The organism is Sporocytophaga myxococcoides DSM 11118, from assembly GCF_000426725.1.
Lineage (GTDB): Bacteria > Bacteroidota > Bacteroidia > Cytophagales > Cytophagaceae > Sporocytophaga > Sporocytophaga myxococcoides.
This window is the reverse complement of record NZ_AUFX01000009.1, coordinates 150,233-173,651: the sequence shown is the minus strand read 5'-3', so window position 1 is coordinate 173,651 and position 23,419 is coordinate 150,233. Positions and strand designations below refer to the sequence as shown.

The following is a 23,419-nucleotide window of genomic DNA, read 5'->3' as shown; positions in this document are numbered from 1 at the left end:
TTAAGGGGGAATTTTAAAATTAATTATAACCTTCCCAATGTTAATAAATTACAAAACCCGAAGTGCTATTTCTCGTATTTTTTTATTAATTTAGTTAGTAAAGAATATTAAAAGTATGATTTATTTTTACAATGGTCTTTGATCCATTACAATAGAATCTTTCGTCAATTCATAAATATCATCATGGAAATACTTTATCCTAAAGGCCCGGAGTTTGTGCCTGAGAATCTCACCAAACCGACTTCTAAGTATAAGCTTCATGCATGGCTGGCGCTAGGAGGTTTATGCGTATTTGTATTGCTTTATTTTTGGCTTATTTACTTTTTTGCATCTACTTCAGTAAAGTCTTTCATGAATGTTGGCACAGGAAGTAATCCCTTCCTGAATTTAATTGTAGGAGTGGTTATGGCATTTCTTGCACTCTTTTTAACCAAAGCCTTATTTTTTATTAAAAGATTTGATAAAGGAGATGATTTTGAAATAACAGCAAAGCAGGAACCTGAGCTATTTAAATTTATTAATGAGGTAGCCGATAATGCAGGAGCTCCCAGGCCCCATCGTGTATATTTATCGCCAAGAGTAAATGCTTCGGTTTTTTATGATCTTTCAGTTATCAATCTTGTATTTCCAACCAAAAAAAATCTTGAAATAGGTTTAGGACTTGTGAATTCGCTTACTCTCAATGAATTTAAAGCCGTACTGGCACATGAGTTCGGACATTTTGCCCAAAAGACAATGGCCGTGGGCAGGTGGGTTTATATATCCAGGCAGATAGCTTCTCACATAGTTGGAGCCAGAGATTGGTTTGATAAATTGATTAAAGGAATTTCAAGTGTAGACCTCAGAATAGCATGGATAGGATGGCTCTTAAGTATCTTTGTATGGGCGATAAGATCTTTGATGGATACTTTGTTCACTATTGTGATATTAGCTGAAAGAGCACTTTCCAGAGAAATGGAATTTAACGCAGATCTGCTTGCCGTATCATTAACAGGGAGTGATGCAATTGTAAATGGTTTATACAAACTTGAAGCTGCTGATAACGCATGGGATCAGTCGGTTCAATATGGTGTAGATGCCTTGTATGAAGGAAAGGCCGTTTCAGATGTATTTAACCTTCAGAAATATTTCATAAAAAAGATTGGTATCATTATCGATAAACCAGAGTATGGAAATCCACCGGTAATCGAAAATTCTTCCTCTCAGAGGATTTTCAAGAAACATCTTGCGAGTCCACCTAAAATGTGGTCTACGCACCCTTCAGGTTTTGAAAGGGAGGAAAATGCTAAACGAATTTATATTGATGCTCCTAAAGATGAACGCAGCTCCTGGATATTATTTAAAGATGCTGAAGAGCTTAAGCAGAAGATGACCAAGCATCTTTACAAAAATATTGTTATTAAAGATAAACAAATAGTAGAAATTAGCAATGAGCAAGCCATTGGGGAGATTGATAAAAGATATGATAAGGTTTTCTATAATCCTAAATACAGAGGGTATTATCTGAAATGTCCGCTTACAAGGGACGTTGAAAAGGTTGATGAGCTTTATTCTAATCAATATAAAAATGAAGAGATTGGTGAACTTCTGAAAGACTTGTATCCTGAGTCATTAAAGCAGGAACTTGAGTTGTTTGAAAGCAGAAACGAAGAAATAGTAATGCTTCAGGCATTATATGATAAAGTATATGATGCTCCCGGAGGTGTAATATTGCATGAAGGCAAAGAGATAAAAAGAAAAGATCTTCCGGAATTAATTTCCCATCTAAAAAAAGAAGTTAAAAATCAGCAACAAAAATTTCTGAAATACAATCAGAAACTAAGATCACTACATTTTAACATAGGTGAAAGTTTTGACAGCTCGTGGGGGGGCTATTTGAAGGGACTTATAAATCTCATACATTATGCAGAACATTCCATTGCAATCATAGCGGATTACAAAAGAGTATTTAACAACACTCTCAGAGTAATTCTTGCAGATGGAAATGTTTCATCTTCGGAAATGAACAGATTATTGAGCGATGCCAGGAATATAACCAAATCCCTTGAAGTAGTTTATAATAACACATCAAGCGTAAATCCCGGAGCTTTGGTACTTGCAAGAATGAACGTAGAAAGCTGGTCATCTTTACTTGAAGAATTTAAATTAGGGTATGCTAATAATGAAAATATCAATGGCTGGATAGGTGTGGTAGATAGTTGGATTAATCTTGCAATTAACAGTCTGGAAAAGCTGAAAGATGCAGCATTGGAAGAACTGATTGATGCTGAAGAAAAGCTTACTCTGGCTTATAAGACATCTATCAACCCTGGCGCTGCTCCTTCTGTTTCCAGTATATCTTATGAATATCCTTCTCTATTGAATGGCAATGAAAGTAAAGTAGAGCTTAAACTGAATTTGTGGGATAAATTTTATTCTGCCGATGGGTTGTTACCTACTATAGCCAGATTTTCAGTTGCAGCATCCATTATAGGTATAGCATTTTTTGCAGGAAATTCTGTGACCGACACTGATCTGATCATATACAACGGCTTATCAACACCAGTATCAGTAAACATTGCAGATGAAAGTATAAGGTTGGAGCCAATGTCCAATAAAACAGTTACTATATCAGTGGATGGTACATTTACAATAGAATCAAGAAAAGAGGACGGTACTCTGATTGAAAAATTCGAGCAAGAACTCGATAGTGAGAGAGGGACCTTTGTATACAATATTGCGTCTGCAGCAGGGATGCAGGAATGGACTATCTACTACACGACGAACAATGCACTTGTTCCTCATAATGGACCTCAACAACACATAATAGGAGCCCCAAGGTGGTTCAAGTCCGATGCAGATTATTTGTTTAAAGAGGCTCCGGAATCTATTGAAATGAAAGGATCTATTGCCACAAAATCGATACTAATGGCAACTGTAAATCCTTCAACAGTATTGGCTTTAGCTAAAGACAGAATAGATAGCTTAAATCTGATCAGAAATCATATACTCTGGGACGATAGTAAATCTCAGAATATTGTCACTTGGTTGTCTTTAGTTTCTAATATGAAAGATGGTGATACCTTACTTGCTTCCAGATTAAAGAGAAACAAAAATGAAGTAATCACTCTCAGAAGCATGCAGGATGTAGTGTCTGAGGTTCAGGCTAAAAAGGTTTGTCGTGACTGTGAGGAAAGGTATAAGAAAAATCCTGAAAATGCAGATCTGTATTACCTGGCAATACGCTGCATGCAAGATGGGCCTGAACAAGACAAAGCATTTATAAATGGTTATCAGAAATGGCCTGACAATGCATGGCTTTCTTTGGCAGGGGGATATGCTTTGACAAGTCAGGAGAATTGGTCGCTTGCAGAAAAGGCCTTGAGAAATGCGATAGAAAAAGAGCCCTCCCTAAATAATGTTTGCGTGGATATTGCGCGAATACACAAGCTGAATCATAATAAGCGGGGTGAGAATACATGGAATTCTGATTACCTGAATTATTTAGACCAGTTGGAGTCAGGAACATTGACAGACTCTGTATCTTTAATTTATATTAATTTGGCTAAAGGTAATCTCAATGAAGCATTGAAAGTATCAGGCAGAAGCGGAGATAATCGATCTTTTGCTCTAAGGCTGGTAGCTGCATCAGACGGGGCTTCCGAAGACATTGTTCAAGAGTTTCTGAATTTAACTCCAGAAGAAGGCTTAAACATGAATAGCATAACTCCGAGTATTGGATTATTAGCAAGAAAAGGAAAAGATATTAATCCTTATATGTCTATTCTGCGCACATACTCACGATCTGATTTTGCAAAGTTTGACGCATTTGTGAAATCGCTTCAAAGTGGAGCTACTCCTGAGAATTCAGAAGAAATAATCAAAGGGTTATCTATTCAAATGAAAGGACATGCCTATGTTTTAGGTGCAGTTTATTTGGGTGATAAATCACCTAAAAGCTGGAAGGAAAAAGCTGACAAGATGTTATTTATTACAGAAAGGCCTTATTTTGTTTATTAGAAGGATAGTTTATAACGAATGCCTTCAAGAAAGATAAGGAGATATTTCTAATATTAATGATGATAAGATAAGGTGCAGCTCTTTAAACACTGCACTTTTTCTTTATATTATTTGGTCAAATGTGGTATTGAAACTGGCTTGAAAGCTTAATTGATCAAAGATAAGCGGTGAAGTGTTATCTGAATTTAATAAACATTGACTTCAGTCTTTTTAAGGAAATAAAAATATAAAATGTGATTATTGGGAAAGGAAAAGGAATATTGATATTCCTGTATTTTATATTAACCCTAGTATCTATTGCCATTTTGAATCGAATATTTATTGAAATATTTGGAATGGCAAATGCACCAACAGAAGTTTATGTGGGATTAATCTTTATCGTGACTGGTATCTGGACTAGGCTGACAGCAGAGGACTACTATATTGACAAGGAAGGACGGAAGAAGTCCTTGGATCTTGATAACGAATTATTCTTTATCAAGATGAGCATTTGGGGATTAATTCTTCCAACAATTGGAGTCGGAGTTTTAATCTGGAAGTTGATTAATACATTTCACAAGTATTTAAAGAAATGTAGCCATTCTAATTAATTAGTGGTATACTTTCCGGAATCTTAGGTATGAATTCAGAACAGTTTAGTGTTCATCAGGGTGTTATTCGTTTATCTATTTTTTTATATCCTGCTTTTTGGTATGTTTGCTCACCACCAGGCCGTTCAGCCACCAACTGCCTTTCATATTCTATTCATTTATATAAGGTTTTAAAAGACCAATAAGAATACTTAGCATATCAATGAATGCTAAGACTGTAATTTCATTTCCTTTTATGGACAATGAATTATAGTGTATTTATAGTAAACAAGCATATTATATTAAGCTTGCCGCATTAATGATACACTTGTTAAATATATTATAATTAGAATGTAATTAGCCCTTTAAACTTTTGAAGGGCTTTTATAAGGATTATATCTCTATGTAGTCAATAGGGATAGTATAAATTAACCTTCATTTTAATCACTATGAAAAAACAAATACTACTTTCTTCCATGCTTATGCTTGGGACGCTTACTTCCCAAGGGCAACAGACACAGGAGTGGAAGGGCAAGGTTGCCAAGAATGCTTCCGAGTCTTTACCGTATAAACTTGAGTTTAACAAGGCTGCACCAGAGGGGGCCCCTAATGTTGTTCTGATCCTTTTAGATGATGTGGGTTATGGAGCTATCAGTACTTTCGGAGGGCTGATCAACACTCCCAACCTGGATACATTGGCTAACAATGGTCTTCGATATACAAATTTTCATACTACAGGAATCTGTTCGCCCACACGTGCTGCCTTACTAACAGGCCGTAATCATCATTCTGTAGGTATGGGATTATTTCCACCTCCATTTATTTATGCTGATTTCCCAGGCTATAACGGATATATTCAACCTGAGAATGGAACTGTAGCAGAAGTTTTGCAGGCAAATGGATATAGTACTTATCAGGTTGGCAAATGGCACTTAACACCAGGCTCTGAATATTCTGATCTTGGACCTTTTCTGAGATGGCCATCTGGTAAGGGCTTTGATCATAATTTGAGTTTTCTTGGTGGAGCAACTGACCAATATAAATTAGATCTTGTAGAAGATAACCAGCATGTGAAGACCGATGGAAGTCATTTAAATAAATTGCTTACTGATAAATCCATCAATTACATCACGAAACAAAAAGCTTTAGCTCCTAATAAACCATTCTTCCTGTATTACGCAACAGGAGCGGCTCATGCACCACATCAGGTAGCTAAGGAATGGAGTGATAAATACAAAGGGAAATTTGATACAGGTTGGGATGCTTATAGAGAAACTGTTTTCGCCAATCAGAAGAAGTTAGGCGTAATTCCAGCCAATGCTAAATTACCTGATAGAAACAATTTCCTACATGCATGGAAAGATCTTTCACCTGAAGAAAAAAAGGTGAATGCCAGATTCATGGAAGTTTATGCAGGTTTCCTTGAATACACAGACTATGAAATCGGTCGCTTAATTTCACATTTGAAAACTACCGGACAGTTTGATAACACTGCTTTCTTTGTCATCGTGGGAGATAATGGGGCAAGTAAAGAAGGAACGGAATATGGAGTAACCACTCAAAACCCTAATGTAACTTCAGGCGTGACCAATGCTTTGACCCGTGAAGATTACAAAAAGTTTATCCAAAGCGAATACGATAAAATTGGTGGTAAAGAAGTGATCTCTTCTGCTAACTATCCTTTAGGATGGGCTCAAGCGACTAATACACCATTTAAATTATGGAAACAAGATGCGAATGCTGAAGGGGGTACACACAATCCTTTGATCTTCTCTTATCCTAAAGCTATTAGTGAAAAAGGTGGAATCCGTAATCAATACGGGCATGTGATTGATATCTATCCAACTATTCTTGAGCTATCAGGGGTTCAACAGCCGGAGAAAATTAAGAATGTTGCTCAGAAGCCTTTACATGGGAACAGCTTGGCTTATGCTATTAAAGACAAGAATGCTCCGAGCACACATACGCAACAGTACTATACAATATTCGGAAACAGAGCAATAGTAAAAGATGGCTGGAAAGCCTCTGCGGCACATCATCCTAATCCATTGGATCTTGCTTCATATCTGGGAGAAACCAAACCTGTTTATGTAAACAATGTAGAAAATGATGTTTGGGAATTATATAATCTGAACGAGGACTTCAACGAGCGTAATGATTTAGCAAAGAAATTTCCTGAAAAGTTAAAAGAGCTGAAGGCCCTGTATGATCAGGAAGCTGCGAAATATAATATCTATCCTCTGATTGATATTGAGTATTATATCAAGCAAAACATCAAAACTACAGCAGAACAGAAAAAATAAAACAACCAAACTATATAATGAAACCAAATAAATTTAAAATACTTGCATCAGCAGGTTTGTTGACACTTGGATTTTATGCCAATGCACAGCACAGTCCAACACAACCGTTTCAAGGGAAGATAGGAAAAACACTTTCGGAAACTAAGGAGTCCAGGCCACAAACCCAATCAAAAGCTCCTGAGGGCGCTCCTAATATTATATGGATACTTATTGATGATATTGGATATGGAGCTTCTACTGCATTTGGTGGTTTAATCGAAACTCCTAATTTCGATCGTCTGGCCAATCAGGGATTGCGCTATACAAACTTCCACACTGCGGCTTACTGCGCTCCGACAAGAGCTGCATTGCTAACAGGAAGAAATACCCATTCAGCACACTTTGGGTTTTTCGCAAGTACCTCATATGATACTCCAGGCTATGACGGATACTTACCTTTCGAAAAAGCAACTGCAGCAGAAATACTTCGTGAAAACGGATACAATACATTTGCTGTTGGTAAATACCATTTAACCCATCCATCTGATGCTACTCAGGCAGGTCCGTTCAATCGCTGGCCTACAGGTCGAGGCTTTGATCACTTCTATGGTTTTCCTCCTGAAACAGGAGCCGGAGATCAGTGGCATCCAATCCTTTACCGTGATACACAAAGGGAACCGGAAGATTCAAAGGGAAGACATGTAAACGAATTGTTTGCCAATGAAGCCATTAATTTTATTGCTGGCCAGAAAGCAGCAGCTCCTGATAAGCCATTCTTCCTTTACTTTGCTCCGGGTGCGGTTCATGCTCCTCATCAGGTTTCCAAAGAATGGATTGACAAATATAAAGGAAAGTTTGATGCTGGTTGGGATAAATACAGAGAAACTGTATTAAAGAATCAAATAGCAAAAGGTGTTGTTCCAGCAGGTACTACATTGCCTCCGGCAAACCCAGGTGTAAAGTCATGGGATAAATTATCCGAAGATGAGAAAAAAGTTTACCTGCGTCATATGGAAGTATATGCAGGCTTCCTTTCCCAGACAGATCACGAGATCGGTCGAATCATTGACTATGTCGAGAAACTTGGTCAGCTTGATAACACACTTATAGCTTTACTTATTGGTGACAATGGGGCAGAAGGTGGTGCAAAAGAATTTGGAAAGTTTATCACTACAAGCCCTGATGATACTCGAGAACAGGTATTGGCTCAGGAAGTGAAAAACCTGGACAAACTGGGTACTGAAAGTTCTTCGGCTCTATGGCCTGATGGATGGGCGGCAGCAACGAACACACCATTCCGTTTTTATAAGAGTTATGGAAACTTTGAAGGCGGTACTCATGATCCTTTAATTCTCTTTTATCCTAAAAAGATTAAAGATAAAGGTGGTATTCGTAATCAATATTCTTATGTAAACGATATTCTCCCTACTACAATTGAACTTGCCGGAGTAAAAGTACCGACAGTCATTAATGGTTATCCTCAGGAACCAATCGAAGGTACAAGTCTTGGCTATACCATCGACCCTGCAAATAAAAGTGTCGCAGAAAGACATAACATTCAATATCAGGAAATGACAGGCTCTCATAGTCTTTATAAAGATGGTTGGAAGGCTTCATTCCCACATGACCGCACAAAAAGAATTCCTGCATCTGAAGAGAGATGGTATTTGTATAATGTACGCGAAGATTTCAATGAGCAGAATGATCTTGCAGCTAAATACCCTGAAAAGGTGAAAGAACTTGCAGAAGCTTTTGAAGCAGAAGCATGGAAGTACAATGTGTATCCGTTAAAAGATGATTGGGCTGTGAAGAACCAAACTGCTTTTGGCAATTCTAAAAAAGTAGTTCTTTACAAAGATAACTTCTTGTCCAGAAGTGCAGCGCCAAAGTTCTATAATGACTCATATTCTATAACTGCCAGTGCTGAAGTAACTCCTGCTACTCAAGGAGTATTGTTCTCTTTTGGAAATGTATTGTCAGGAATAAGTTTTTATGTTAAAGATAAAAAACTGGCCTTTGCTTACAATGCTGATGGAAAGTTGATCGAAGTCAAATCTGAGAAAGAAATTCCTGCAGGAAAAGTATCTTTAAAGGCAGAGGTTTCTTATAGCAATGATGGAAAGAATAAAGCAGTCTCTTTATTTATCAATGGTCAAGAAGTAGGTTCAAAAAATCTTGGAAAGATAAGTAATGCAAGTAGCGGCTATGATGGACTGGAAGTAGGAAGAGATCTGGGAACAACGGTTACTCCTGCTTATAAAGCTCCATTCGCATTTAGCGGAAAGTTAAACGAAGTTGTGCTTGAATTAATTGAAACTCCTAAGCTAGCAGAAGAGCCAGCAAAATAATTTATCTATTGAATAAAAGCGTTTCTGATATGAAACGCTTTTATTTTTCTATGACATTTATCAAATCAAGCAGTAGCTTTCAACCATCCGAAAGAAATCAATGTAATTCTACTGTTGATTAAAAATCAATCACTCAATAGTTTACTAAATATATTAAATGATGCAAAAGATACAACTATTATCAACTGCCTTATTCCTGTCAGCGGCAGCTTTGTCGCCTTCATTTGCACAGGAAGAAAAAATAGGTGAAGGTAAAGTTTCCATTTCATGGCAGGAGTCACAACCTGCTTATAAGACTATATACGGGGGGAAGAAAGCACCTGCTGGTGCACCCAATGTCATTTGGATCTTAATAGACGATGTCGGATATGGAGCTGCTAGTGTTTTCGGAGGATTAGTCAATACTCCAAACCTTGATAGTCTTGCTAATAATGGCCTTAGATATACCAATTTCCATACAACCGGTATTTGTTCGCCCACACGTGCCGCTCTATTAACAGGTAGAAACTCCCATTCTGCTCACATGGGATTATTTCCTAGTAATTCAGTAAGGGCTGATTATCCTGGATATGATGGTAAGATACCTAGCGAAAAGGCCACTATTGCGGAAGTGTTGAATGAAAACGGTTATGCTACTTTTCAATTAGGCAAGTGGCACTTAACACCAGATGAAGAAACAACAGATGCTGGACCCTTCACGCGTTGGCCTTCTGGAAAGGGATTTGATCATAACTACGGTTTTCTTGGCGGAGCTACTGACCAGTATAAACCTGATTTGGTTGAAGACAATGAACACATTAAACCAGATGGCACGCACTTGAATAAACTGCTTGCAGACAAAGCTATCAGCTACATTACAAGGTTAAAAAGCAAAGCACCTGATAAACCGTTTTTTATTTATTGGGCACCTGGGGCTACTCACGCTCCTCATCAGGTAGACAAGCAATGGAGTGATAAATATAAAGGCAAATTCGATGCAGGTTGGGATATATATCGTGAAAAGGTATTAGCTAATCAGAAGAAACTTGGTACAGTACCTGCGAATGCTACACTATCTGAACGTAACTCCCTGGTTAAAGCATGGAAAGACCTTCCGGAAGAGGAGCGTAAGCTATTCGCTCGTTTCTTTGAAGTATATGCAGGATTCCTGGAGTATACTGATTATGAAATCGGACGCGTGCTGAATTATTTAAAAGAAACAGGACAACTTGAAAATACCGCAGTATTTGTTTCAATTGGTGACAACGGCGCCAGTAAAGAAGGAACTGAATATGGTGTAACAACAAAAACTGTTGCTTTTGGCAAAGATAAAGTGACACGTGATGAATATAGAAAGCTTGTTCTAAGCGAGTATGATAAAATAGGAACAAAAGACGTCATCACTTCAGCCAACTATCCATTAGGGTGGGCACAGGCGACCAACACACCTTTTAAATACTGGAAGCAGGATGCTTTTTCGGAAGGTGGTACGCACAATCCTTTAATTGTCTTTTATCCAAAGGGAATCAAAGAAAGAGGAATCAGAAATCAGTATGCGCACATAACAGATATATATCCTACTACACTTAAACTGGTAGGACTGAACTTACCTGAGAAAGTAAAGAATTATGCACAGGCACCATTGGAAGGGCAAGAGCTAAATTCTTCTTTTGCAAATCCAAATGCTCCTACAAAACATACTCAGCAATACTATACTATAGCGGGTTCAAGAGCAATATATAAAGATGGCTGGAAAGCTGCCGCAGCACATCATCCTGATTATATCGATTTTGCTTTTTTCGAAGGAGAAAGAAAATCGATTGTTTCAGATCCTTCGAAAGATGTGTGGGAGTTGTATAATCTGAATGAAGATTTTAATGAACGAAATAATCTGGCCGCAAAATATCCAGAAAAGCTAAAGGAGTTGAAAGAGCTCTATGAAAGTGAAGCAAAGAAATACAATGTTTATCCTTTGATTGATTGGGATTATGCAGCAAGAATAAGAATGCAACAGAATGCTGTTGTGAATGATGCCAATATTGAAAAGAAATAGTTTTATAAAGATAAAAAAAGCGTTTCACTGTTAATGTGAAACGCTTTTGATTTTTATGATCATTCAATGAATGTTTTTTAGAGATAAATAAAGATAGGGGAGAGAGCGTAAAATTTTATCTCCTCAATACTACCAGTGAAGCTGTTTAAGCACTTTATAAGGAGCCTTGTTTCCATTGTTAGTATCCTTGTTTTTTCTTGACAATGCATGAGTCAGAGCTTCATCATATGAGTTCCCATATCCTATCGTTACGAAGACACTATAACAATCCCAACCTGAAATTTTCTTTTTATACTCGATAATTACTGCATATCTATAACTAACATTGTAGTCAGCGGATGATTCTACAGTGTAAGTATATTTGTCACCATAATATTTCGCTCTCATCTGTGCATCCAGGCTTGCCCTTGCCTGATCATAGGAAGCCTTTGTATGTTTCCCTTCCACATACAATATTCCATAGGCCTTATAATCTTGGAAATAGTTACTTCCTTCACGGCAATCCTGCTTAGCGGGGCCAAATACTCTTCCAAACATCAGATATCGATCCCCGATTCCCGGAGTAAAACCACCACCACCGTCACTTCCACCTCCATTATTAGGAGGCGTTGGTTCTTCTGGATCTGGTGCAGGAGGAGGTATGATATCATATGTTAGGGTAAAGCCCATAATAACTCTTCCGTAAACTGTCTTACCGGCATTGGTAACAGCATATGCTCTGTAGTAGTATCTTGTAGACGGCTGCAATCCGCTTAATAAAGCTCCAAAGGCGCCATTGCCGGAACCACTGATTACTTTGCTATCTGATGTTGTTGGGGTTGGGTTTGTCGCATCATAACAAACACCCCTGGTAGTGACTACTTCACTACCTTCATTTACAACCTCTCCACCTATTAATAAGCTGGTGGTAGTTTTCTCAAAAGAACCTCTGGTTTCTACCACAATGGTTGCATGATCTCTTGTGATAAAGCCCAACACTTCTCCATATATAGTTGTGCCACTGCTTGTAATAACATAGGCTCTAAAGGAATATACAGTGCTTGGAGAAAGCCCTGTAATCGTGGTACTATATGGCCCGGCAGCAGTTCCCTGAGATGATTTCGAGTCTGCAGTAGTTGGGGTGGTATTTGTGCTGCTCCAGCAGATCCCCTTGTCTGTTATAGCTCCTCCATTATAAACAGCAATATACCCATGTAAGCTGGCAGACATTCCTGATACAGAAGAACCCGCAGTCTTTACTTCTATATTTCCGGAAGTGAAAGTGATTTGATTTCCATAAAAGATCTTTCCACTTGAAGCAGCTATATATGCCCTAGCATAATATACTGTATTCGGTTGTAACGGACCAAGATGCCCTTGAAAAGCAGTTGTTTCAGATGGCATCTGGCTGGTTCCTGATCCAATTGAATAAGCGACAGGATTAGGGCTGGTTCCGAATGCTACACCTTTGTCCGTTATAGTTCCTGGCCCGCTATAGGTTCCTCCTCCCATCACCCAATTTGGCTGAATGTCGGTAACAGGAGAAGTTGTGATCGTATAGGAAGGACCTACTGGTGTAGTAAAGGAAACCTGATTGCCATATACTGTTGTTCCATTAGTCAGAGTGGCATAAGCCCTGGCATAATAGAGAGTGTTTTCAGTTAACCCTGTGGCTTTTAGACTAAATAAATAATCACTTGTCCAGGTATAGGCAGTTATGACTTTATTGCTTAAAGAAGGATCCTGTATGGTTCCATAGCAGATGCCCCGCGCCTGAATGTTTTCCTGGCCTATAACTTTTCCGCCTATTTCAGCGCTAATGTCAGTAAGATTGGAAGCTGCAAGGGTAGTTACTGAAACAGTTCCTGCCTGATATGTTGTAAGAGTATGTTGATTTCCATAATAGGTACTTCCTGTGCTTAATGTAGCATATGCCCTTACATAATAGGTAGTATTCACTGTTAAGCTGGTCAGTGAACTTGAAAATGTTCCCGGTCCGGTTCCATCGGATGTCTTTGAATTCACGATTGTTGGATTCTCCGCAATACTCCAGCAAACTCCTCTTGCAGTAATGGTTCCGGAAGCCGGAGTAGGAATGTTGCCTCCTGATGATGCTGTCGTACCTTGTATATTATAAGGCATTTCAGTTGTAATGGTAGTTGCATAATACACAGAATACTGTTCACCGTAAACTGTTGTACCCGTGCTGCTGGTAGCATAGGCTCGGTAATAGTATGTACTTCCCGGATTAAGTCCTGTAACAATGCTACTGAAAGCACTTAATCCTGTTCCATTAGTAGTTTTGGAATTGGCGATTGTTGGATTTTCAGCTGTATTCCAACACACTCCTTTTGCAGATATGGTCCCTGTTCCACTTACAGATCCTCCTGAAGTGCCGCTGTAAGTAGGAGTTAGCAGCTGAATGTTAGTCATAGGAGTAGTTGTGACCTGAAAGGCGGCAGCCACTGGAGTAGTAAAACTTACCTCATCTCCATAATGCGTCTTATTTGTGTGATCTGTTGCGTATGCTCTTACATAGTAAGTTGTATTGGCCGTAAGACCGGTTAATGTACTTGTGTAAGTACCCGCACCCTGACCATTGTTGGTTTTACTGTTGCTGATTGTAGGGCCTCCTGTTGTTCCATAACAGATACCTCTCTCATTGACGGTCATGCCACCCTCCAATATAACTGAGCCTCCTGACATAGCACCATTGGAGGTAATACCGCTTACAGTTGTGGTTAAAATCGTTATAGGATTGATTTCGGTAGTAAATGAAACCTCATCTCCATACATCGTGCTACCGCTATTTGTAGTCGCATAGGCTTTTGCATAATATTTCATGCCAGGTGTTAGTCCTGTTAATGTAAGATTGAAAGATCCGGCACCGGCACCTTCCACAACTTTGTTACCTAGTATGGAAGGGGAAGGAGACAAGCTCCAGCAGATTCCGCGTTCAGTTACAATATCGCTAACTATAATTTTACCACCCAGAATAACAGAGGTATTAGCGATAGAAGAAGGAGTTTCTGTAGTAACCGATGCCACTGGAGAAGGGAATGTAGTAAAGGAAAGCTCATCGCTGTAGTATGTTGAATATCCTTCTCCATATGCATTGACTATGACATACGCTTTCGCATAATAAGTTGTGTTCGGTTTTAAACCTGTAATAGTGGTCTGTAAATCACCACTGTTGTTAGCTGTGATGACTTTTGAATCTCCCACGGAAGGATTTGGCTCAGTGCTGTAACAAATTCCTCTTGCGCTGATTGTGCCTCTGCCTGTTCCTTCAATAAGTTCTGCTTTGCTGCTTAATACTCCTGCATTATGTTGAATAGAAACAATCTTATTAATCTGCACCTCAGCATCGATGAAGTCGTAAAAGAAGAAGTATTTGTAACCGGAGTAGACAGTAGTTCCATTGTTAAGTGTGGCATAGGCTCGATAATAATATGTGCCTTCTTTTGTAAGTCCTTTAAGTGCACTTGAAAAAGCGCCACTTCCAGGCCCTTCTATAGTTTTATTGTTGTCGGTAGTTATAACTATGGTCGGTTGATCTTCAGGTACATCATAGCAAATTCCTTTGTTTGTGACTGTTCCTGATCCTTCAATGATAGAATTGGTATAGACATTACCTGCCTCCACAGTCGCCCCATAGGCTGTTACTGTCAGAGGTTGAGAATTTAGTGGAAGGGTTGTGAATGGAATTTCATTACCATATATAACAGTGCCACTAGAATCGATTACATAAGCACGAGCATAATATTTGGTGTTAGGATTTAAAGATTGAATAATCCCTGTCTGTGAGTGCGCTCCTGCAATGGCTGGTGAAGGAGAAAGTCCGTAGCATATTCCCTTTTCAGAATAAGGTCCTGTTCCATAAACAGTCATTCCTATGTCTGCACGATTGCTCTCAAGGCGGCCCAAGCCTGATAGCACTGCTGTTAATGGGTGAAGTGTTTTAAACGTCCATCCATCGCTGTAGTAGGTTACTCCATCAGCTGTAGTGGCATATGACCTGTATATATAATATCCCCCCGATTTTAGGTTAGTAAGATTAGTTGTAAAGGATCCGTTTCCTGAACCATCCACGGTCCTAATGTCTGTCAGATCCGGATAGCGTTTATCAATTCTGTAGTCAGAAACAGTACGATAGACAATACCCTTTGAAACAATCGGAACACTCGTTCCATTGAACGAAAGGTCACTTTTCAGGGTAGCTGTGGTAAAGGATGTTTCAGTTACTATATTTCCTGTTACCTTTACCCTATAAGGTGTTTTAAAAGTGAAATAAGCAATAAGGGGTGGCTCAGCACCATAGTAGCTATATAAGTTATCTGCAGTAATGTATCCTCTTACATAATATGTTGTATTTTCCTGAAGTCCTGTAAGAGTAGCATTAAACGAACCGGTTCCGGTGCCGTTGATAGTCTTGCTGTTTTCTATCGTGGGATTGATACTTGTGCTCCAGCATACTCCTCTTGCTGTAACTTTTGCATCTCCGCCTACACGCTGCACGAGTGCTGCAATGTCCGCGGTACTATGTGTGATATTTGCAGGTGCTGTCACAGTTATGGAGACTCCTGGCTGAGAACTGATCAATACAACCTTTTCAGGAGAGTAAACCACTGGATTACAAGTGCCTTCTGTAACCTTCGCTCTGTAAAAGGTGTGCTCTGTCGGTTTTACCCAATAATTATTGAAAGTTGCTCCGGGGATATCAGACCATGTAACGGGCATACCACTAAATTCTGCCGCCTTCTGCCAGACTACTTGTCCTCTGTAGGTATCGAGAGATAGTTTTATGGAATCTCCTTTATATATTATAGTATTCTGGGCTCTTAGGTTTCCAGTGAAGGAAAGCAGGAACAGAGTTAATATTATACTAGTTATATTGAATGAACTTTTGTATTTCTTTATCATAATCCCAGACAAACTATTCAACCATTATTTTATGAACTACCTGCAAATCATTGCTGGACAGTTTGATCATGACCAGACCTTTGATATCTTCAGGGAGGTCTATATCTGCATCCAGAGTTCCATTAGAACTGTAAAGAATATCTTCATAAACAGGAATACCCTGCGAGTTAAAAACTTCTAGCTTAAGGTCTTTCCCAGGAATGAGGTCAGAAGATATAAACAGGGAGCCACTTGTAGGATTTGGAAATAATTTGATTGAAGAAGCATATCCATTAAAGATTCCAACAGGTACACCGTTGACTGTAACTGTTACGCTTTTGGAATTGCTGCATCCTTTACTGTCTGTCACTGTCATAGTGTAAACTGTAGAAACTACAGGACTTGCAGCAGGATTTGATGTGTTATCCTGGTTCAGGCCCAGTGAAGGAGACCAGCTGTATGTGTAAGGTGAAGTACCGCCACTCACACTCGGCGACCCTCCAAGTATAGCCTGCTGTCCATTGGCGATTGATTTATTTGGCCCGGCATTCAATGTAAGTATGCTGGGATTTTGAGTAACAGAAAAATTTAATGTAGTCTGTGCCCTCATTTGAAAAGATACCAGAAGTAAAAGAAGTGGTATCGTGTAGATTAGTCTCATATTCAATTGAAATCTAATAAATACGTTTTCAATCGTATCAAAGTTTTGTTGAAAAGTTGTTAAAATTATCAGTTTAAAGGAATATAAAACAGGCAGAAGTTCTCTTTTGTGGTTAGATTGTGTAAGAGTTTGGAACAGAGTTGTTTGTTGGGGTTGTTTCTAAAAGTAAAATTATTTACTATTACCCTGAAACAGATATTTTAATTACTAAAATTGGCTTGTGATATCAGTAAGAGGAGTGATTGTATAATATGCTTCTTACCGGAATATTTTTGTAATTATTTTTTGATGAAAAATATATAATAAAGAAAATATGCTAGAAAATTTGCCCCATTACGTTACTATTACTTTTGTATTAACGACCTTAGGAACATTGATACTCTTTATCTTTGCAATCAAAAGCAGTAATTGGAAAAGTGTAAGTTCTAAATCAAAGATGATTTTAGCAGGACTTATAATATGGTTGCTTGTTCAAGCAACCTTGGCTTTAAAAGGAATCTATAATTCGGATACAAATTCAATACCTCCTAAAATATTTCTTCTGGGTATATTGCCCGTTGCTTTAACAATTGTATATCTTTTTACAACTCAACCAGGACGAAAATTTGTAGATAGTTTGCCACTTAAAAATTTGACCTACATAAACATTGTCAGAATTCCTGTTGAGATAGTCTTATTCTGGCTTTATCTAAGTAGAGCGGTACCTGAACTAATGACCTTCGAAGGGAGGAATTTTGATATAATTGCAGGAATTACTGCCCCATTTGTTGCATACTTTGGTTTGAGTAAAGGAAAGTTGAGTCGTCAGGCTATTTTAATCTGGAACTTTATTTGTCTGGGACTTTTGTTGAATATTGTGGTAAATGCCATTTTAGCTACTCCTTCTCCTTTTCAAAAATTTGCATTTGATCAACCAAACATTGCTATATTATATTTCCCGGTTATTTGGTTGCCAACCTTTATTGTACCTATAGTTCTTTTGGGCCACCTGGCTTCAATCAGACAGCTGTTAGGTTATAGCCAAGTTGAGTTTAATGAAAAAAAGAAAGAGGATAATTAAATTTTAACCTATTTTATTTCATTCCTCCGAAATTTATGATGATAAAAAAATGGATAATTTCTCAATAACTAAAGCTACAATAAAGGACTCTCTTGTTCTTTCCAAATTAATCTGTGAATTATTAAGAGGCTTCAATCAAAGGAGTGGAAGTAATTTTGTCATTGATGCTGCAAAGATAGAAATGACATGTAAAGAATTATTGATCAGAGATAATTTTGCAGGATTCATTGCTATAGATAATAAGACAAATAACGCAATTGGTATAATAACAATTGCTCAGGCAACTGCAATATATAATGGAGGAGATTTCGGGGTAATAACAGAATTGTATGTTGATGAAACTATCAGAAGCAAGGGTATTGGAAAACTATTAATAAATGCTGCATTAGGGTTCGCTAAAACAAAGAACTGGAAGAAGGTGGAGGTGGGTGCACCTAACAAGGATGAATGGCCTAGAACAATTGAATTTTATAAAAGGAATGGATTTGAAGAAAAAGGGCCCAAGCTTAGAATTGCTATATGAATTTTTCCCTGACTTCAATAATATGATTCTTAATTACACGGAGAAGACATAGCGTTGCACGGGGAGTCGCTGTTATTTCTAACAGTCTGATTGTTGAATCAATTCGATAAAATATCAGATAATAAACTATGCTATTTAAAAATAACCCGGATTTAAAATTATGATCAATTCAATCCTAAATTCTGAAAGTTACAAATGGGGAAATGATTGTGATGGTTGGCATCTTCTAAAGTCTGACAGTTTGAGTGTTATTCAGGAACGAATGCCAGTAGGGACTTTCGAACAATTACATTATCATCATAATTCCCAGCAGTTATTTTTTATCTTATCAGGGATAGCAACTTTTGAAATTGACGGAAAGAACTACGTTGTAAATGCTCATGAAAGCATTCATGTCCCTAAACTGAGTAAACATAAGATCTCTAATTATAACTCTGAAGACTTACATTTTTTAGTTATATCAGAGCCTAAATCACATGGAGACAGAGTGAATTGCTAAATTGTTATAGAATGGCTAACTGTTAGTAAATTAATCAAACCTAGCATATGATTGGGAGTATATTAACCGTTATCAAGCCTGAATTTGTATTTTAAGATAATTAAAATGTTTAAAAGACTATTTGGAAAGAAAAAAGAAGACGTTGTTTCTAAGGGAGCAGCAGACAATTCTCTATCAAAGTTTTCTTCAGAATTAAGGGATAAAATAGAATCGTCAACATTACAATTGTTGACACATGATTTGTTTATGCATTATTCGTCTGACAATTTAGTTGAAAATTTTTCTAATCCTGAATGGCAGAATCAAGCTATTTACTTTTGGAGAAATGATGAACCCTTTGAAAAGAAATCCTTGCCACCTCATTTTAATGGTTTACAATATAAAATTTTTATTATCAATGATCTTCCACCATCTGTATCTGCCTCTGGAGGTCCGGCGATACCATGGTTTGGAATGCCTGGAGGAGGTATCAAATATTTTTTTCAGTCAAATGGGCAACAAATTCCACTAAAGGAACTTGTGGCAAATGACAACCTTAGTTATATACAGTTGATAGAGTTAACAGATTCTACTCCTGATATTTTTGAAGATTGTGACAACTACTTTTTTCTATTGAATAAGGAGATAATTAAATTTGATAATGGTAATTTTATTTATAATGAAAAAGAGATAGGTTTTTCTGAAGCAGCTGAAGTCGGTGGCTTTAGGTTGATAAAAGTAGTCAGATAGATCAGAGAAAGAATTAAATAAATGTCTTTCTCATCAACTATTGCTCAAGCTGATGGTGATAATATTCTGAAGGATATCTAAATAATATTTTACAGGTTCTGAAATTAAGATAGAAGAATAAATTTATTATTTGCCAATAACTTTTTTGCGATGAGACAATCCCCAATAATGCAGCTCGTCCAGAACTTTTTCCAGTGACAAACCATGGGGAGTAATGGAATATTCCACAGTCGGAGGAAATGTGTCATAAACTTCTCGTTTAATCAGTTTGTTGGTTTCCAGACTTTTTAACTCCTTAGATAAAGTTTTATCTGTAATACTGCCAACATCCTTAGAGATTTGTTTGAATCGTTTCGGTCCGTTTGATAATGAAAATAGAATCAGTAACTTCCATTTTCCTTCAAGTGCTTCCAGAGCATCTCTGATAGACAACATTGTTTTGGGACAACTACCTTTTGCAAGCATTTTATTTCTGTTTTTTCCTTATACTATCCTCTTGGATAGCGCTATCCAAGAGGATAGTACTATCTGAACGAAAGTGAATTTCGTTAATTTTGTAGTGAATTAAAAAGAATTATTATATGATTAAAGGAGAAAAGAAATCTGTATTACTGAATATTACTTTATGGCTTGCGCAGATCCTGTTAGTTGCTGGGTTCACCTGGGCTGGAGCAATGAAATTGTTTAAACCAGCAGAAGAACTTGCTGCTATGTGGCCATGGACAGCAGCCCATCCAGGTCTGGTAAATTTTACCGGTATATTGGATATCCTGGCAGGACTAGGCCTTGTACTTCCGGCTTTATTGAGGAGAGTTTCAAAGTTTACTGTTTATATAGCATTGGCAACTATTGTATTGATGATTGCTGCAATTATTTTTCACATTTCAAGAGGAGAAGTAGCTCAGATAGGTGTGAATATTTTCTTTGCTGTAACTTCTGCATTTATAGCATGGGGGAGAAATGTTAAGGCCCATATAAGTGCCAGATGATTAGTTGAAGGAAAGAATTAATAATGAATTAATCGAGAAGTATCTTAAAGCTTGAATGAATTTTCTGTAATATATACCTGGGTTCTTATTGGATTGTCAAATCTTGTATACTATTTTTATTAGAGCTGACAGAGCACAAATTCACTTTTTATGAAAAAACTACTGACTGATTTTATAGACTCATTAAATAAATTTGAGGAAGATGAAATGCAATTTATTGCAGAAAACACTGATGTCAGAGCTTTTCAAAAAGGAACGATAATACAAAGAGAAGGAAGTGTTTGCGATACTTGTTATTTTGTTTTAAAAGGTTGTATACGTCAATATCAGCTGACTGATGGAGAAGAGAGAACTACAGGGTTTTTTCTTGAGGGTGAACCTGCTGTACTTTACTCCAGCTATCTGGAGCAGGCTCCTTCTGCGTACTGGTTGGTTTGTGCGGAAGATTGTGTATTGATCACCGGCACTCGTGAACAAGAATATAAGTTGCATAGAAAATATCCCAAATTGAAATATCTGGTGCATACTTTAATGTCTCAGGATTATTCGAAAATTGAATATAGAATGAATTTGCTCAATCATCATAAACCTGAAGAAAGATACCGGATTTTAATTAACACGCAACCTGAGCTTTTAAACAGAGTGCCTTTGCATCAAATAGCCAGCTATATCGGTGTTACCCCGGAATCTTTCAGTAGGATCAGAAAACGATTACTGGAAAATGATAAATCCAATAAAGGTATTATTGATTAAACCTCTCATATTGAGGCTTTGGAAACTTAAATAATAGATATAAGCTGATTAATCCTATAATAATTTCACTCACGGTTGCCATCACGAGGGTATCGGTAGGTAATCCATCTAATATTATACTGATCGTTCTTGATAAGCCATAAGATAAATAGAATAATGCTGCCAATACAATAGAAATATATGTCATGCCAGATACAAAGGCTCCAGAGGCGATTAGTATTCCTGCAGCCATTAAAGTTCCTCCGGGAGCTCTTACCTCACTTAGAATATTTACCTCGTTGTCAAGGCGAATACCAGCAGATGCTTCAAATGCAATGGGAATTATTAGTAGAGAAGCTCCAATTATCATCCCGATCAAGCCTGCAGCAAACAAAAATATTTTGACTGATTTTAAATTTTTCATTTTTGAGATTTAAATTATTGATAGGGCAAATATCTTGTTACGAAATGATAAAAACCTTGACTTAAGGTAAGAAAGGAGAGAATTCTATAAAATGAATTTGAAAAAGGGATTTCTTTATGTGAATAATTTATCCTTTAAAGTTTTAGTGGTACGATTTCCGAAAAAAATTAAAATATCTGATTTTTTACTTTTGAGGTCATTTTAGTTGCATTTCAATTCAGCAAATCTTCACAATCATATCGTATGTTTGTGGAAATGAAACTCCTTTTAGTAAATTTTTCAGACACGGATTTACCTGATCTTAAGATCAGTCAGGATTTTTTACACGACAGTGTATCGTCCATTCAGCAAGCGTCTGAAAAGTTTTTGCTTTATGAATATGACTGCCTTGTTATTAACATAGACCAGATTGAAATTGAGTCCTATGACTGGCTAAGACAGTTCTCTGAAAATAACAGAAATGAAGGATTAATATTTTTATCAACCAACGGTGCCCTGGAGTACAAGCTGTCAGCCTTTGAACTGGGGGTAGACGATTACCTGGTACTTCCGATGCACAACGAAGAAATTATTGCCAGGATAAAATCAGTTACACGAAGGAAAAAATTTCAGAGCAATTCAAAGATATATATAGGTAACGTTGTTATTGATCTCTATGCAAGAACTGTATTTGTTTGGGATCAGCCTCTAAAATTAACAAAAACAGAATACGATATTCTGCTTCACCTTCATGCAAACAAACACCGAGTTGTTTCAAAAGAACTTTTAGCAGAATATCTATGGGGGGATGATGTGGATAATCTTGAATCTTTTAATATTCTGTTTGCTCATATTAAGAACTTGAGAAAGAAGCTCCTTAATTCCAAATCAGGAGTGGAAATAAAAAATGTATATAAAGTAGGTTATCAGATCATAGAATTATGAAGCAGGTATTTTTATCTATTTTTATCACTTTGTTGTTTGTATCCTTTGATATGCAAGCGCAGACATCGACGAAACAAACACATGAAAGGGAACAATTATGGCTAGGTTATTTTAATCAGACCAGATTGTCAAATCACTGGGGACTCTGGTTGGATCTACATTATAGGCAGACAGATCATTTTGTTGAGAGGCCTTTTCAATTGTTGATAAGACCAGCTTTAACTTATTTTGTCAGCGACAATTTCAGATTAAATCTGGGATATGCTTTTGTAGATCACTTCCCTGGAAAAGGCTTAAATACAATACGCCCGGAAAATCGGACATGGCAGCAGATATGGTGGAGGCAGAAGTATGTCAGGTTTCAGACATTGCAATGGATAAGACTTGAAGAAAGATTTTCCAAAAAGGTAGTTAATGACAAGTTACAAAATTCAACATCATTCAATTTCAGGCTCAGATATAATTTATCTTTATTCGTTCCTCTGAAAGGTAAAGATATTGTTGCAAAAACACCATTCTTTATACTTATGGATGAAGTGTTTGTAAACTTTGGGAAAAATATAGTCTATAATTATTTTGATCAGAACAGGTTCTTTATAGGATTTGGATATCAGTTTACTCCTCATCTCAATGTTCATTTAGGTTATATGAATGTCTTTCAACAGGAAGCTTCAGGAAATAAGTATATTTCAACGAATGCAGTGCGGCTATTTGTTTTCCACTCATTGGATTTCAGAAAGCATGATGAATAAAATCTATGTATTATT

General features: G+C 37.3%; 17 protein-coding genes. 13 read left to right on the top strand and 4 right to left on the bottom strand.

Features of this window, described 5'->3' with window-relative positions:
* Positions 1-183 precede the first annotated feature (183 nt).
* The 5 genes from K350_RS31060 (at position 184) to K350_RS28390 (ending at position 11,230) form a co-directional block, all read left to right on the top strand.
* Positions 184-3,999, top strand: coding sequence for a M48 family metallopeptidase (locus K350_RS31060; protein WP_051313064.1), 3,816 nt, complete (start codon positions 184-186; stop codon positions 3,997-3,999).
* A 233-nt stretch (positions 4,000-4,232) separates the two neighbouring features.
* Complete coding sequence (locus K350_RS0111525) at positions 4,233-4,589, top strand: hypothetical protein (RefSeq protein WP_028980051.1); 357 nt, start codon at positions 4,233-4,235, stop codon at positions 4,587-4,589.
* A 428-nt stretch (positions 4,590-5,017) separates the two neighbouring features.
* On the top strand, positions 5,018-6,871 hold the full coding sequence (locus K350_RS0111520) for an arylsulfatase (RefSeq protein WP_037575278.1): 1,854 nt from the start codon (positions 5,018-5,020) through the stop codon (positions 6,869-6,871).
* Positions 6,872-6,888: 17 nt separating this feature from the next.
* A complete protein-coding gene (locus tag K350_RS28395) occupies positions 6,889-9,198 on the top strand; it encodes an arylsulfatase (RefSeq protein WP_051313063.1) in 2,310 nt (769 codons plus the stop codon).
* 157 nt (positions 9,199-9,355) lie between these two features.
* Positions 9,356-11,230, top strand: coding sequence for a sulfatase family protein (locus K350_RS28390; protein ID WP_051313062.1), 1,875 nt, complete (start codon positions 9,356-9,358; stop codon positions 11,228-11,230).
* A gap of 129 nt (positions 11,231-11,359) precedes the next feature.
* Here K350_RS28390 and K350_RS0111505 read toward each other — a convergent pair whose 3' ends face one another.
* Positions 11,360-16,132 carry a hypothetical protein gene (locus K350_RS0111505; RefSeq protein WP_028980049.1) on the bottom strand — a complete coding sequence of 1,591 codons (4,773 nt, stop codon included), beginning with the start codon at positions 16,130-16,132 and terminating at the stop codon, positions 11,360-11,362.
* A 13-nt stretch (positions 16,133-16,145) separates the two neighbouring features.
* Complete coding sequence (locus tag K350_RS0111500) at positions 16,146-16,772, bottom strand: T9SS type A sorting domain-containing protein (RefSeq protein WP_081670969.1); 627 nt, start codon at positions 16,770-16,772, stop codon at positions 16,146-16,148.
* Between the two features lie 313 nt (positions 16,773-17,085).
* On the opposite strand from K350_RS0111500, the gene K350_RS0111495 reads away from it, so the two are divergent.
* The 4 genes from K350_RS0111495 (at position 17,086) to K350_RS28380 (ending at position 19,583) form a co-directional block, all read left to right on the top strand.
* Entirely contained in the window at positions 17,086-17,832 is a 747-nt protein-coding gene (locus tag K350_RS0111495; RefSeq protein ID WP_028980047.1) for a hypothetical protein, read from the top strand.
* Between the two features lie 49 nt (positions 17,833-17,881).
* Positions 17,882-18,355, top strand: coding sequence for a GNAT family N-acetyltransferase (locus K350_RS31055; protein ID WP_051313061.1), 474 nt, complete (start codon positions 17,882-17,884; stop codon positions 18,353-18,355).
* 160 nt (positions 18,356-18,515) lie between these two features.
* Positions 18,516-18,854 carry a cupin domain-containing protein gene (locus tag K350_RS0111485; RefSeq protein ID WP_028980046.1) on the top strand — a complete coding sequence of 113 codons (339 nt, stop codon included), beginning with the start codon at positions 18,516-18,518 and terminating at the stop codon, positions 18,852-18,854.
* Positions 18,855-18,959: 105 nt separating this feature from the next.
* The gene (locus K350_RS28380) at positions 18,960-19,583 is read left to right on the top strand and encodes a glycohydrolase toxin TNT-related protein (protein ID WP_051313060.1); all 624 of its coding nucleotides are present in this window, start codon (positions 18,960-18,962) and stop codon (positions 19,581-19,583) included.
* 126 nt (positions 19,584-19,709) lie between these two features.
* Here K350_RS28380 and K350_RS0111475 read toward each other — a convergent pair whose 3' ends face one another.
* A complete protein-coding gene (locus tag K350_RS0111475) occupies positions 19,710-20,048 on the bottom strand; it encodes a winged helix-turn-helix transcriptional regulator (protein ID WP_028980045.1) in 339 nt (112 codons plus the stop codon).
* A gap of 116 nt (positions 20,049-20,164) precedes the next feature.
* On the opposite strand from K350_RS0111475, the gene K350_RS0111470 reads away from it, so the two are divergent.
* Together K350_RS0111470 and K350_RS0111465 are read left to right on the top strand one after the other, a co-directional pair.
* Complete coding sequence (locus K350_RS0111470; RefSeq protein WP_028980044.1) at positions 20,165-20,572, top strand: DoxX family protein; 408 nt, start codon at positions 20,165-20,167, stop codon at positions 20,570-20,572.
* Between the two features lie 150 nt (positions 20,573-20,722).
* Positions 20,723-21,325, top strand: coding sequence for a Crp/Fnr family transcriptional regulator (locus K350_RS0111465; RefSeq protein WP_028980043.1), 603 nt, complete (start codon positions 20,723-20,725; stop codon positions 21,323-21,325).
* Here K350_RS0111465 and K350_RS0111460 read toward each other — a convergent pair.
* On the bottom strand, positions 21,315-21,728 hold the full coding sequence (locus tag K350_RS0111460; protein ID WP_028980042.1) for a DUF4345 domain-containing protein: 414 nt from the start codon (positions 21,726-21,728) through the stop codon (positions 21,315-21,317). The two genes, K350_RS0111465 and K350_RS0111460, sit on opposite strands and share 11 nt — an antisense overlap.
* Before the next feature lie 255 nt (positions 21,729-21,983).
* Here K350_RS0111460 and K350_RS0111455 point away from each other — a divergent pair, with 255 nt between their 5' ends.
* Entirely contained in the window at positions 21,984-22,652 is a 669-nt protein-coding gene (locus tag K350_RS0111455; RefSeq protein WP_028980041.1) for a response regulator transcription factor, read from the top strand.
* Positions 22,649-23,404 (top strand): DUF2490 domain-containing protein, encoded by a 756-nt coding sequence (locus K350_RS0111450; protein WP_037575272.1) that lies wholly within the window; start codon positions 22,649-22,651, stop codon positions 23,402-23,404. Before K350_RS0111455 ends, K350_RS0111450 begins: the two co-directional genes overlap by 4 nt.
* Positions 23,405-23,419 lie beyond the last annotated feature (15 nt).

Coding starts and splice junctions, on each gene's coding strand:
- K350_RS0111450 (WP_037575272.1), top strand. CDS start 22,649: ATGAAGCAGGTATTTTTATCTATTTTTATCACTTTGTTGTTTGTATCC.
- K350_RS28390 (WP_051313062.1), top strand. CDS start 9,356: ATGATGCAAAAGATACAACTATTATCAACTGCCTTATTCCTGTCAGCG.
- K350_RS0111460 (WP_028980042.1), bottom strand. CDS start 21,728: ATGAAAAATTTAAAATCAGTCAAAATATTTTTGTTTGCTGCAGGCTTG.
- K350_RS31060 (WP_051313064.1), top strand. CDS start 184: ATGGAAATACTTTATCCTAAAGGCCCGGAGTTTGTGCCTGAGAATCTC.
- K350_RS28380 (WP_051313060.1), top strand. CDS start 18,960: ATGTTTAAAAGACTATTTGGAAAGAAAAAAGAAGACGTTGTTTCTAAG.
- K350_RS0111500 (WP_081670969.1), bottom strand. CDS start 16,772: ATGAGACTAATCTACACGATACCACTTCTTTTACTTCTGGTATCTTTT.
- K350_RS0111495 (WP_028980047.1), top strand. CDS start 17,086: ATGCTAGAAAATTTGCCCCATTACGTTACTATTACTTTTGTATTAACG.
- K350_RS31055 (WP_051313061.1), top strand. CDS start 17,882: ATGGATAATTTCTCAATAACTAAAGCTACAATAAAGGACTCTCTTGTT.
- K350_RS0111505 (WP_028980049.1), bottom strand. CDS start 16,132: ATGATAAAGAAATACAAAAGTTCATTCAATATAACTAGTATAATATTA.
- K350_RS0111455 (WP_028980041.1), top strand. CDS start 21,984: ATGAAACTCCTTTTAGTAAATTTTTCAGACACGGATTTACCTGATCTT.
- K350_RS0111465 (WP_028980043.1), top strand. CDS start 20,723: ATGAAAAAACTACTGACTGATTTTATAGACTCATTAAATAAATTTGAG.
- K350_RS0111470 (WP_028980044.1), top strand. CDS start 20,165: ATGATTAAAGGAGAAAAGAAATCTGTATTACTGAATATTACTTTATGG.
- K350_RS0111485 (WP_028980046.1), top strand. CDS start 18,516: ATGATCAATTCAATCCTAAATTCTGAAAGTTACAAATGGGGAAATGAT.
- K350_RS28395 (WP_051313063.1), top strand. CDS start 6,889: ATGAAACCAAATAAATTTAAAATACTTGCATCAGCAGGTTTGTTGACA.
- K350_RS0111475 (WP_028980045.1), bottom strand. CDS start 20,048: ATGCTTGCAAAAGGTAGTTGTCCCAAAACAATGTTGTCTATCAGAGAT.
- K350_RS0111520 (WP_037575278.1), top strand. CDS start 5,018: ATGAAAAAACAAATACTACTTTCTTCCATGCTTATGCTTGGGACGCTT.